General features: G+C 43.3%; 11 protein-coding genes. All 11 read left to right on the forward strand.

What is annotated here, in order from left to right:
- Nucleotides 1-255: 255 nt before the first annotated feature.
- The 11 genes from ACIQXN_RS14410 to rlmN all read left to right on the forward strand — a co-directional run bounded on the left by ACIQXN_RS14410 (nucleotide 256) and on the right by rlmN (nucleotide 12,956).
- On the forward strand, nucleotides 256-2,934 hold the full coding sequence (locus ACIQXN_RS14410; protein WP_402967700.1) for a calcium-translocating P-type ATPase, SERCA-type: 2,679 nt from the start codon (nucleotides 256-258) through the stop codon (nucleotides 2,932-2,934).
- A gap of 153 nt (nucleotides 2,935-3,087) precedes the next feature.
- Nucleotides 3,088-3,963 (forward strand): YicC/YloC family endoribonuclease, encoded by an 876-nt coding sequence (locus ACIQXN_RS14415; RefSeq protein ID WP_402967703.1) that lies wholly within the window; start codon nucleotides 3,088-3,090, stop codon nucleotides 3,961-3,963.
- A gap of 54 nt (nucleotides 3,964-4,017) precedes the next feature.
- Nucleotides 4,018-4,281: an extracellular matrix/biofilm regulator RemA gene (remA, locus tag ACIQXN_RS14420; protein ID WP_034313813.1), complete on the forward strand. Its 264-nt coding sequence runs from the start codon at nucleotides 4,018-4,020 to the stop codon at nucleotides 4,279-4,281.
- Between the two features lie 10 nt (nucleotides 4,282-4,291).
- Nucleotides 4,292-4,906 carry a guanylate kinase gene (gmk, locus tag ACIQXN_RS14425; protein WP_402967706.1) on the forward strand — a complete coding sequence of 205 codons (615 nt, stop codon included), beginning with the start codon at nucleotides 4,292-4,294 and terminating at the stop codon, nucleotides 4,904-4,906.
- Nucleotides 4,907-4,909: 3 nt separating this feature from the next.
- A complete protein-coding gene (gene rpoZ / locus ACIQXN_RS14430) occupies nucleotides 4,910-5,116 on the forward strand; it encodes a DNA-directed RNA polymerase subunit omega (protein ID WP_402967709.1) in 207 nt (68 codons plus the stop codon).
- 262 nt (nucleotides 5,117-5,378) lie between these two features.
- The gene (coaBC, locus tag ACIQXN_RS14435) at nucleotides 5,379-6,581 is read left to right on the forward strand and encodes a bifunctional phosphopantothenoylcysteine decarboxylase/phosphopantothenate--cysteine ligase CoaBC (RefSeq protein ID WP_402967712.1); all 1,203 of its coding nucleotides are present in this window, start codon (nucleotides 5,379-5,381) and stop codon (nucleotides 6,579-6,581) included.
- 6 nt (nucleotides 6,582-6,587) lie between these two features.
- Complete coding sequence (gene priA / locus ACIQXN_RS14440) at nucleotides 6,588-8,999, forward strand: primosomal protein N' (RefSeq protein WP_402967715.1); 2,412 nt, start codon at nucleotides 6,588-6,590, stop codon at nucleotides 8,997-8,999.
- An 82-nt stretch (nucleotides 9,000-9,081) separates the two neighbouring features.
- Nucleotides 9,082-9,567, forward strand: a complete 486-nt coding sequence (def, locus tag ACIQXN_RS14445; protein WP_402967718.1) for a peptide deformylase — start codon at nucleotides 9,082-9,084, stop codon at nucleotides 9,565-9,567.
- Nucleotides 9,564-10,523: a methionyl-tRNA formyltransferase gene (gene fmt / locus ACIQXN_RS14450; RefSeq protein ID WP_402967721.1), complete on the forward strand. Its 960-nt coding sequence runs from the start codon at nucleotides 9,564-9,566 to the stop codon at nucleotides 10,521-10,523. Before def ends, fmt begins: the two co-directional genes overlap by 4 nt.
- Nucleotides 10,510-11,862: a 16S rRNA (cytosine(967)-C(5))-methyltransferase RsmB gene (gene rsmB, locus ACIQXN_RS14455; protein WP_402967724.1), complete on the forward strand. Its 1,353-nt coding sequence runs from the start codon at nucleotides 10,510-10,512 to the stop codon at nucleotides 11,860-11,862. The genes fmt and rsmB overlap by 14 nt, the downstream gene beginning before the upstream one ends.
- Nucleotides 11,862-12,956, forward strand: coding sequence for a dual-specificity RNA methyltransferase RlmN (gene rlmN / locus ACIQXN_RS14460; protein WP_402967727.1), 1,095 nt, complete (start codon nucleotides 11,862-11,864; stop codon nucleotides 12,954-12,956). The genes rsmB and rlmN overlap by 1 nt, the downstream gene beginning before the upstream one ends.
- Nucleotide 12,957 lies beyond the last annotated feature (1 nt).

The raw sequence follows: 12,957 nt of genomic DNA on the forward strand, positions 1-12,957 counted from the left end.
AAGACTAGAAAAAGCATTTGCATGAACCTACTTTGGATATCTCCTTCATCCATCAGCAGGATTGATAGTCTGTTTATGCAATTTCACATTAATTATAGCATTTTTTTGGACGAGTCTGAATAATCATGGAAGAAGAGCAGGTTGTTTTATGTAGTTTAGTATGCAGGCGGATGTGGATGAGCAGAGCTAAGCGCCTGTTTTGAGCATGTATACAGGGGCCTATTTCATTCTATTCAAAGGGATGTGTGATACTCGATGGAGTTCAAGGAAATGAATAAGCAAGAAATGGAGACGGCGCTTCAAACGAACGTAAATGATGGTTTAAATGAAAAGGTAGTACAGGACAGGCTGAACAAACAAGGATTCAATGAACTGAAAGCGGCGGAAAAGCAATCTGCCATCCTTTTATTTTTCGCGCAGTTTAAAGATTTCATGGTCATTGTCTTGCTTGCAGCAACCTTGATTTCCGGCATCTTGGGGGAATACATCGATGCGATTGCCATCATTGCCATTGTTTTTTTAAATGGAGTACTTGGTTTCTTTCAAGAACGGAAAGCTGAAAAATCACTGGATGCTCTAAAGGAAATGACAGCCCCACAGGTTCAGGTGCTAAGGGGCGGGCAATGGCTTAAGATCCCTTCAAGGGAAGTGGTGGTCGGAGATATCTTGAAATTTGCAAGCGGGGACCGGATAGGAGCAGATTTACGGATTGTCGGCCATTCCAGTCTTGAAATTGAAGAATCTGCCCTAACAGGTGAGTCCATTCCTGCTGTTAAATGCTCCGATCCATTGATGGGAGAGGCAGAGGGTATCGGAGATCAGGAAAATATGGCTTTCATGGGAACGATGGTCACGAGGGGGAATGGTGTCGGAATTGTTATTGCTACTGGCATGAACACGGCAATGGGGAAGATAGCCGACCTTCTTCAGACAGCGGAAACGAAGGAAACGCCACTGCAGCGGAGATTGGAACAACTGGGAAAAATCCTGATCATTACAGCCTTGATCTTAACGGGCGTTGTCGTATTGACGGGTGTTCTGCAAGGTCATGATCTTTATACCATGTTTTTAGCGGGTGTTTCCTTGGCGGTTGCGGCGATTCCGGAAGGTCTACCTGCCATTGTGACTGTAGCCCTGTCTTTGGGCGTTCAAAGGATGATCAAACAGAAAGCGATTGTCAGGAAGCTGCCTGCGGTTGAAACGCTTGGTTGTGCCACCGTGATCTGTTCCGATAAAACTGGGACGCTTACCCAGAATAAAATGACGGTTACGAAAATCTGGAGTGGTGGAAGAACCTGGGATGTAAGTGGAACAGGGTATCATCCTATAGGGGAGTTTTCTTCAGGAGGCGTTTCGGTTGCTCCAAAAAATGAGAAAGCTCTCCTTCAAATGATGACATTTGGGCTTCTTTGCAACAAAGCTGAAGTAAACGAGAGAGGAAATGAATATGTCCTTGACGGAGATCCGACTGAAGGGGCGATGGTAATTGCGGCGATGAAGGCGGGATTGACAAGAGAGCATTTGTCAAATCAGTTCACAATCGTGAAGGAATTTCCATTCGATTCTGAAAGGAAAATGATGAGCGTTGTAGTCAAGGATGATAAAGAAAATCATTTTGTCGTGGTAAAAGGTGCACCGGATGTATTGATTGCTCAGTGTGATACGATTTTGGTAGATGGTAGAACGGACCAGCTAAATCGGGAAAATAACGAACGGGTACAACTGAAAATGAATGAACTTGCATCAAGTGCGCTTCGAATGATTGCCGTGGGCTACAAACCACTTTCAAAGGGAACGATTTTACTTCATGAAACGGAGGCAGAACGGAATTTGACCTTCATGGGGCTTCAGGGCATGATCGATCCTCCACGTCCTGAAGTGAAACAAGCAGTAAAGGAATGTCGAGATGCGGGCATCAAGACGGTCATGATTACGGGTGATCATGTTACAACAGCCAAGGCAATCGCAAAAGATTTAGGTATATTAAGAGGGAAAGATCTCGTACTCGAAGGTCGTCAATTATCGGAGATGGAAGTGAATGATCTGGAAGAAATCGTCGAAAGGGTGTCAGTATTCGCCCGTGTTTCGCCGGAGCATAAGTTGAAAATTGTTAAAGCATTACAAAATAAAGGACACGTCGTTGCGATGACCGGGGATGGTGTCAATGATGCTCCAGCTATCAAATCAGCCGACATCGGCATATCGATGGGCATCACTGGTACGGACGTTGCCAAGGAGGCCTCCTCCTTAATTTTGGTCGATGACAATTTTGCCACGATCAAATCGGCAATTAAAGAAGGACGGAACATCTATGAGAACATCAGAAAGTTTATCCGATATTTGTTGGCATCCAATGTTGGGGAGATTTTAGTCATGTTTTTTGCGATGCTGTGTGCCTTGCCATTACCGTTGATTCCCATTCAAATCCTTTTTGTCAACTTGGTTACGGACGGACTCCCTGCAATGGCTTTAGGGCTTGATGCTCCTGAAGAAGATGTGATGAAGAGGAATCCTAGAAGTGCGAATGAAGGTGTATTTGGAAGGGGTCTTGGCTGGAAAATCGTTTCGCGTGGATTTTTAATCGGGATATCGACGCTGATTGCCTTTTACGTGGTATACCGAGCGAATCCGGATAATCTTCCTTATGCACAGACTATCGCATTTGCGACACTCGTTCTTGCTCAGTTAATCCATGTTTTTGACTGTCGGAGTGAAAAATCTATCTTTTCGAGAAATCCGTTTGGTAATCTATATTTAGTGGGGGCTGTGTTGTCATCATTGCTGTTGATGCTTGCTGTAATGTATGTGCAGCCGTTACAGGAAATCTTTCACACCGTCCCGATTTCAGGCAGGGATTGGCTATTGGTGGTAGGAATGTCCTCCATCCCAACTTTTTTACTAGCGGGAACCTTTTTAGCAAGAAAAGCAAAATAAAATATGATATAATCTTTTAGGTGATAGAGTCTTTCTCTATTACCTTTTTATTTTTAGAACCTTTTATTTATAAACAGATGCATACGTGCAAGCGCTGATATAGATTGAATGAACATGCCAAGTTACACATTATGTTTGATTGGAAGTGGGGACATGGTTACCAGTATGACGGGCTATGGAAGAGGAGAAGCACAAAACGAACAGGTCAAGGTCTTTGCCGAAATCAAGACGGTGAACCATCGTTTCTGCGAATATACGATTCGTATGCCGCGCCAACTGTTGGTTCTGGAAGAAAAAGTGAAGAAAATAGCGAACGAATACATAAGAAGGGGACGAGTGGAAATCTTCATCACGGTTGAAGGGGAAAGCTTGGTCTCCAAGAATGTCAAAATTGATTGGGATCTTGCCGATCAATATGTAAGATTGATGGATGACGTGAAGGGGAAATATAACCTGGAAAGTTCCATTACGCTGCAAGACATGCTCCAACTTGAATCGATTTTCTTGACGGAAGAAGTACCGACCGTTCCTGTCGATTTGGAATCGTTGCTGTTGGAATCCTTAAAGGGTGCCCTGGAAAACTTGAAGCACATGCGTGTTCAGGAAGGTCGGGAACTTGCCCGAGATCTGCAAAATCAGTTGAAGAAGCTTGCTGAAATTATAGAAGAGGTTAAGAATTATGCACCTTCTGTAGTAGGACAATATAAGACCCGTTTGGCCGCAAAGCTTTCCGAGTTGACTGAAGGATTGATTGAAGAAAGCCGTATTGTAACGGAAGCGGCCATCTTTGCTGATAAATGTGATATAAATGAAGAGTTGACTAGACTCGAGAGCCATTTACAACAATTTTCAGGTACACTTGTAAATAGCGAACCCATTGGAAGGAAATTAGACTTCCTCGTTCAAGAGATGAACAGGGAAGTTAATACCATCGGTTCAAAGGCCAATGATTCATCCATTACGAAAGAAGTGGTTGAAATGAAAAGCCTACTTGAAAAATTAAAGGAACAGGTTCAAAATATCGAATAGTCGGTTTATGATTACCCTGTCAAGGTGACAATAGAATATGAATGGGGGACAAAAATGTCAATTAAGCTCATTAATATTGGTTTTGGTAATATCGTTTCCGCAAACCGGATCGTATCCATTGTAAGTCCTGAATCTGCTCCAATTAAAAGGATTATCCAGGATGCCCGTGATCGCGGATCGTTAATAGATGCTACATACGGCAGAAGAACAAGGGCCGTCATTATAACAGACAGCGATCATGTCATCTTATCAGCCGTTCAACCTGAAACGGTTGCAGCAAGGCTTCAAGATCGAGATGACAGCGTAGAAGAGGGGTAACTGAAAGATTATGAGAGAAAAAGGTTTATTAATTGTTTTGTCCGGCCCATCAGGAGTTGGTAAGGGTACCGTAAGAAAGGCGATCTTTTCTCAGCCGGGTACGTCATTCGAGTATTCCATTTCGATGACGACACGACTTCCACGGCAAGGCGAAGTGGATGGCGTAGACTATTTCTTTAAAAAGCGTGAGGAATTCGAAGCGTTGATTGAAGAAGGAAAGCTCCTTGAATATGCGGAGTTCGTCGGAAATTATTATGGAACGCCCGTTGATTATGTCCGGGAAACGATAGATTCCGGAAAAGATGTTTTCCTTGAAATTGAAGTACAAGGAGCTAAGCAGGTTCGAGAGAAGTTTCCCGAAGGATTATTCATTTTCCTTGCACCACCAAGCTTGTCCGAGCTTGAAAGCCGAATCGTAACTCGTGGTACCGAGACGGAGGAAGCAATCAAAGGACGAATGAAAGTGGCTAAAGAGGAAATAGAACTTATGGATCTATATGATTATGTCGTTGAAAATGACCATGTGGATGCGGCTTGTGATAGAATTAATGCAATTGTAATTGCCGAGCATTGCCGTCGGGAAAGAGTTGCTGTTCTTTATAAAAAAATGTTGGAGGCGGAATAAACTATGTTATACCCATCTATTGATTCCCTATTACTTAAAATCGATTCAAAATATTCACTTGTATCAGTGGCAGCTAAGCGTGCCAGAGAAATGCAAATTAAAGATAACTGCATGATCGCAAAACCAGTTTCCCACAAATCAGTCGGCCGTGCCCTAGAAGAAATCTATTCCGGTAAATTATCGTATGATCATTCATCTGAAGTGAAATAATCGAACACATATGCTTGACCTATCGGGCCTGACACCCTAACAGCAAACAGGATGCGTTACTTTTGGAACTTGCTTCCTTCCTGCGGCCAAGGTGTCAGGCCTGTTTGTTTTGACTTTTTGCCACATAAAAGCAAACATTTTCTAATCAGTCAAGCACTGATATGACACATTTTTTCTCAGTTCTTGCGCATATTGAATGAAATTCCAACTGTAAACCTTCATAATTAGTTAAAAATAGATTGTATAGTTAGGGGAAATTCGCATGCTTATCGATAAAAAGGTTCTACTTTGTGTCACTGGCGGAATAGCTGTATATAAGGCTGCAGCCCTGACCAGTAAACTGACACAGGCAGGTGCTCACGTTAAGGTGATCATGAGCGCCTCAGCTCGTCAATTCGTGACACCACTTACCTTTCAGGCACTTTCTAGACATGATGTGTATACCGATACATTTGATGAGAAGGACTCCTCGGTCATTGCGCACATCGACCTTGCAGATTGGGCGGATATCGTCCTGGTAGCCCCCGCTACAGCGAATGTCATTGGCAAGGTCGCCAATGGGATCGCCGATGATATGATTACGACCACACTGCTTGCTACGGAAGCCCCTGTATGGGTCGCTCCGGCCATGAATGTCCATATGTATGCTCATCCAGCTGTGCAAAGGAATATGGAGATGCTTCGGACCTTTGGATATCAATTCATCGAGCCAGGTGAAGGATATTTGGCTTGCGGCTATGTAGGGAAGGGACGACTGGAGGAACCGGAAACGATCGTTGAACATCTTCAAGATTATTTTGGCGAATTCGGCCTTAAGCCACTTAAGGGAAAGAAGTTTTTGATTACGGCAGGGCCTACTCGAGAAGCCATCGATCCGGTTCGCTTCGTGACGAACCATTCCAGCGGGAAGATGGGATATGCCATTGCTGAGCAGGCAGTTGAGCAAGGGGCCGAGGTGACGTTGGTCACCGGACCTGTGAGCCTAACCCCCCCTTCAAAGGCAAATGTCATTCCAGTGGAGTCAGCAGCAGATATGTACGAAGCGGTTTTCGAACAATTTGAATCCAGTGATGTAGTGATCATGACTGCTGCAGTTGCCGACTATAAACCTAAATTTTATCATGAACAGAAAATGAAAAAGCAACCTGGAGAAAATGTGATTGAATTTGAACGGACAAAGGACATACTGATGGAATTGGGTAAGAATAAGACCCATCAGCTCCTGGTTGGGTTTGCAGCGGAAACGAATAATGTCGAAGAATATGCAAAAGGGAAATTAGCGAAAAAGAATGCGGATATGATCGTGGCCAACAATGTTACGGTTTCGGGGGCCGGTTTTGGCACCGATACAAATATTGTCACGATTTTCAATAAGGATGGACGTACTATCGAACTTCCAAAAATGAGTAAAGCGGATATTGCCAAAAGCATTTTGGCGGAAGTATCTTGCATGCAAAAGGATTGATGTATTATGGATATTGCATCCGTCATAGTGGATGTACCTGCCAAACAAACGGATCGGGAGTTCGACTATCGCATTCCAAAGAAATGGATCGAGGTAATTAAACCTGGAATGCGCGTCATTGTTCCATTTGGTCCAAGAATGGTACAGGGATTCGTAACGGGTTTGAAAGAAAAAAGTGAATTTGCTAAACTCCGCCATATTAAAGAACCGATGGATCTTGAGCCAGTTTTGAATGATGAGTTGCTTAAGCTTGGTGACTGGTTGACGAAAGAGGCCATGTGTTTCAAAATTTCAGCCTTGCAAGCGATGCTTCCGGCAGCCATGAAAGCGAAATATGAAAAAGTCATCAATATCGTAGACGGGAAAAAGGCCCAGCTCGCTACAATGATACAAGCTCTTTTCGGTAAGCATGACTCACTATCATGGAAAGATGTGATAGAAGGGGAGCATGCTTCCCTATTTCAAAAAGAGTTGCAAAAAGGGAATTTGGAGTTAGTGTATTTTGTGAAAAACCGCCTCAATAAAAAGACCGTGCGGGTCATAAAACCGGTATTATCTTCAATGGAATTGACAGAAATGGCTTCAAATCTGTCTGGGAATGCAAGAAAACAGCAGGAACTGATTCAATATTTCATTGAACATCCAGATCCAGTTCCGCTGAAGGAGCTCCTGGAATTGGTTAACACTTCAAGCGGAACGGTTAAGTCTCTTGTTTCAAAGGGAGCGGTAATGGAGCTTGATCAGGAAGTGTATCGTGACCCCTATGAAAACCGTATTTTTGAAAAATCCAATCCTTTTACGTTATCGCATGAACAGGCTGTAGCCTTGAAGCCTATTCAGGAGAAAATAAAACATGATGAACATGACGTTTTCCTTCTTTATGGTGTGACGGGGAGTGGAAAGACCGAAGTTTATTTGCAGGCCATCGCTTCGGTTATGGAAAAAGGAAAGGAAGCCATCATGCTGGTTCCCGAAATTTCCTTGACGCCCCAAACGGTGAAGCGGTTTAAGGAACGTTTTGGCGAGCAGGTTGCGGTCATGCATAGTGGCTTGTCCGTCGGAGAAAAATATGATGAATGGCGAAAAATTCACCGGAAAGAAGTTAAGGTGGTGGTAGGTGCACGATCCGCCGTGTTTGCTCCTTTTGAGAACTTGGGAATCGTCATTATTGACGAGGAGCATGAGGCGAGTTATAAGCAAGAAGAAAATCCACGCTATCATGCAAGGGATGTTGCAATCGAACGTGCAAGATCCTATCATTGTCCGGTCATCCTCGGAAGCGCCACCCCAACCCTTGAATCTTTTGCCCGTGCCAATAAAAACGTCTATCAGTTATTGACCCTCAGTCAGCGGATGAATAAACATGCGATGCCTACCGTCGATATCGTGGATATGAGGGAAGAATTAAGGTCTGGAAACCGTTCGATGTTTTCAGAACTGCTATTTACGAAGCTGCAAGATCGACTTGAAAAGGGACAGCAGACGGTCTTGATGCTGAATAAACGTGGGCATTCCTCATTCGTCATGTGCCGTAGCTGCGGATTGGTTATCAACTGTCCGAATTGTGACATTTCCCTCACCTACCATCGCTTTAATGATATAATGAAATGCCATTATTGCGGATTTGAGGAAGGCATGCCTTCCGTTTGTCCGGAGTGCGAGAGCGACCACATCCGATTCTTCGGAACAGGGACGCAAAAGGTGGAAGAAGAGCTCGCAAAGATTCTTCCTGATGCCAAAGTAATCCGGATGGATGTCGATACGACAAGCAGGAAAGGGTCGCATGAGCGGCTGTTGAATGCATTCGGGGAAGGGAAGGCCGACATACTGCTTGGCACCCAAATGATTGCGAAAGGGCTTGATTTTCCGAATATCACGTTGGTTGGCGTGCTTTCAGCCGATACAATGCTGCATCTGCCTGATTTTCGTTCTTCGGAAAAGACATTCCAGTTGTTGACCCAAGTTAGCGGAAGGGCTGGACGCCACAAACTTCCCGGCGAAGTGGTGATCCAGACCTATACACCTGAGCATTACAGCATAGAGCTTTCCGCTTTGCAGGATTACGATGCTTTTTTCGAGAGGGAGATGTATATCCGGAGGCAAGCCCATTATCCTCCTTATTATTATGTAGTCCTCGTTACGGTGTCGCATGAGGACCTGATGAAAACGGTGAGTGTGACAGATAAGATTACTAATTATTTGAGTTCCCGCCTGCACAAGGATTCTATCGTATTAGGCCCGGTTGCTTCCCCCATTAGTCGAATCAACAATAGATATCGCTATCAATGTCTGATAAAATACAAACGAGAGCCGGAGCTTTACCATCATTTGCGCACCCTTTTGGAGCACTATCAAAAGGAAACGGCCCAGAATCATCTGCAGATTTCAATTGACCTAAATCCGCAGATTATGATGTAGTTTTTATGATATCGCGAGCTGTCCAAGCTTGCGTTTTTATATAGTAAGTTTCGTTTTCCATATTAGGAGGGTAATTTTCACTTTGGCTATTTTACCGATTGTCATGTTTCCAGAAAAAATTTTAAAACAAAAATGCGATAAAATAACAAGTTTTGATAAAAAATTGGCAAAGCTGTTGAGTAATATGTATGAAACGATGGTTGAAGCAGATGGTGTTGGTCTTGCAGCCCCTCAAGTCGGTGTAAAAAAGCAGGTCGCCGTCGTTGAAATAGAGGAAGGATCAGGTGCAATTGAATTGATCAATCCCGAAGTGCTTGAAGCGGACGGAGAACAGACCGGCGTTGAAGGCTGCCTGAGTTTTCCGGACGTTTATGGTGAAGTCTCACGTCCATACCGTATCAAAGTGCGTGCACAGGATAGGAAAGGGAACTTTTTCGAATTAGAAGCGGAAGATTTCCTGGCGAGGGCCATCCAACATGAAATGGATCATTTGCAAGGCGTGTTATTTACGAGCAAGGTTTCCCGCTATATTACGGAGGAAGAGTTAGAAAGGTTTGAAGATAAATGACAAAAATAATCTTTATGGGAACACCGGACTTTTCAGTACCGGTGCTTAAACGAATCATTGACGAGGGATATGAAGTAATGGCGGTCGTCACTCAGCCAGATCGTCCAGTTGGTAGAAAAAGAGTGTTGACGCCTCCGCCTGTTAAAGTCGAAGCAATTAGACAGGGAATTCCCGTTTATCAACCTGAAAAGATCCGTGAAAAAGAAGAACTGGAAAAAATCATCCGTTTAAATCCGGACTTGGTTGTGACCGCGGCCTTCGGACAGATTTTGCCTAATGAATTATTGGAAGCCCCTAAATTCGGTTGTATTAATGTACATGCCTCCTTGCTTCCAGAGTTACGTGGCGGAGCGCCCATCCATTACTCGATCTTACAAGGAAAAGAAAAGACGGGAATCACCATCATGTATATGGCTGAAAAATTGGATGCCGGGGATATTTTAACGCAGGCAGAATTAATCATTGAAGAAGAGGATAATGTTGGTACACTACATGATAAATTAAGCAAAGTCGGTGCGGATCTATTAGCTGACACATTACCAAAGCTGTTGAATGGTGAGCTGACCGCAATTAAACAAGACGAAGGAAAAGCCTCTTTTGCCCCTAACATTAAGCGCTCAGAGGAAAAAATCGACTGGTCGAAAACGGGAGAAGCCATCTATAACCATGTACGCGGCTTGAATCCATGGCCTGTAGCCTATACACTCTTAAACGGGTCTGTCCTAAAAATCTGGCAGACAAAGAAAATGAAAGGTAACGCTCAGGCTGAACCAGGAACGATAATAGAAGTGCTTGACGAAGGAATGATCGTGGCAACTGGTAATGAAACAGCGGTCCTCATCACTGAGCTACAGCCATCAGGCAAGAAAAAAATGCCGGCCAAAGATTATTTGCTTGGTGCGGGATCTTTCATTAAAGCAGGAATGAAGTTAGGAGAAACTAATGACACAAACTAAAAAGGGAGTACGTGATATTGCTCTCGACATCTTGGAATCTGTAGAGAAAAATCAATCCTATAGTAACCTGTTACTTAACAATTTGATTAAAAAGCACCAATTATCTGCAGTGGACAGTGGATTACTGACGGAAATCAGCTACGGTACGATTCAACGGAAGATGACATTGGACTACTATCTGCAGCCATATATAAAAAATCCTAAAAAAACGCAAAGCTGGGTCATAAACCTTCTTAGGCTTTCCGTATACCAAATGGTTTATTTAGATAAAGTCCCAGACCATGCGATTATTTTTGAAGCCGTCGAGATTTCGAAAAAACGAGGCCATAAAGGAACGCAGTCGATGGTAAATGGCGTACTTAGAAACATCCAAAGAAATGGTGTGGCCTCTTTTGATGATATCAAGGATGAACGTGAGCGCCTTTCAATCGAAGTAAGTCATCCTGCATGGTTGATCAATCGTTGGGTAGAGCAATATGGTTTTGAGAAAACAAAGGAAATGTGCGAAATTAACTTAACGGCTCCTTTGCAGACGGGACGGGTCAACCTTAAACAGATTTCCCGTAATGAATTGATCAGCATTTTGACTGAAGAAGGGTACGATGTTGAAGCGAGTGAATTTGTCCCGGAATCCATTATCAGCTATAGGGGAAACCTCGCTCATTCAGAAAGTTATAAATTAGGGTATCTATCGATTCAGGACGAAAGCTCGATGCTAGTCGCCCATGCTTTGGGAGCACATGACAATGATTCGGTCCTTGATTGTTGTGCAGCCCCGGGAGGCAAGTCGATGCATATCGCTGAAGGGTTAACGACAGGGCAAGTTTATGCACTGGATCTTCATGAGCATAAGGTCAAGCTTATTAAAGAACAGGCTGAGCGACTAAAATTAAGGAACAATATTAAAACGCTTGTACTTGATAGCAGAAACGTACAGGAACACTTCAATAAAGAAGGGTTCGACCGAATTCTAATTGATGCCCCTTGCTCTGGGTTAGGCGTTATGCGCCGGAAGCCTGATGTGAAGTATACTAAAACAAATAATGATATAATGAAACTTTCAAACATACAGAAACAATTATTGGAAGCAGCTGCTCCGCTTTTAAAACAAGGCGGTCAGTTAGTATATAGTACATGTACGGTGGACAAAGCTGAAAATGACAACGTAGCTGCGGCATTTTTGGAAAAACATCCTGAATTCGAAATGGATGCAACATTGTCTGACAGGATGCCTGAGAGCGTTCAACCATTTGTCGAAGGTCACACTTTGCAAGTGTTCCCGCAATATTTTAGCAGTGACGGTTTCTTTATTGCGAGTTTTAGAAAGAAGGTGCTGTAATGGCAGAGATTACGAAATCATCAAGAGTGAGAAAAGACACAACACCAGCAAAACCATCGATTTATTCGTTGGAGCTTCACCAAATAAAAGAGTGGTTGGTCGAGAACGGCGAGAAGGCTTTCCGTGCAGATCAAATTTATGACTGGCTTTACAAAAAACGTGTTTCAAGTTTTGAAGGTATGTCTAACCTATCTAAGACATTGCGCGACAAATTGGAAGCGCAGTTCAATTTCACGACATTAAAAACATTGATCCAGCAAACGTCTAATGATGGAACGATGAAGTTCTTATTTGAATTGCAAGATGGTTACTCGATTGAAACTGTACTGATGCGCCATGAATATGGTAATTCCATTTGTGTTACGACTCAGGTAGGTTGTAGGATTGGTTGTACATTCTGTGCTTCTACGCTTGGTGGATTAAAACGTAATCTTGAATCAGGGGAAATTGTTGCCCAGGTCGTCAAGGTACAACAAGCACTTGATGAAGTGGAGGAACGTGTCAGCTCGGTCGTAATCATGGGAATCGGCGAACCTTTCGATAACTATGATAATATGATGTCTTTCCTGAAGAATATCAATCATGAAAAAGGATTGAATATCGGGGCTCGTCATATTACCGTTTCAACTAGCGGGATCATTCCGAAGATCTATAAATTTGCGGAAGAAAGCATGCAAATCAATTTTGCGGTATCACTTCACGCACCGAACACAGAGTTAAGAAGTAAATTAATGCCAATCAATAAAGCTTATAAGCTACCTGACTTGATTGAAGCCATTAAATATTACACGGAAAAAACCGGTCGACGTGTCAGCTTTGAATATGGTCTATTCGGAGGCGAAAATGATTCGGTAGAGCATGCTCAAGAATTGGCCGATTTAATTGAAGGTATCAAGTGCCATGTCAATTTAATTCCGGTTAACTATGTACCGGAGCGCAACTATGTACGTACACCTCGGGATAAGATCTTTGAATTTGAAAAAACGTTGAAAAAGCGTGGTATTAATGTAACAATTCGAAGAGAACAAGGCAGTGACATTGACGCAGCCTGTGGCCAGCTTCGGGCTAAGGAGCGCAAAGAAGAGACGAGGTGAC

The organism is Peribacillus sp. NPDC097295 (assembly GCF_044761665.1).
Taxonomy (GTDB): Bacteria; Bacillota; Bacilli; order Bacillales; family DSM-1321; genus Peribacillus.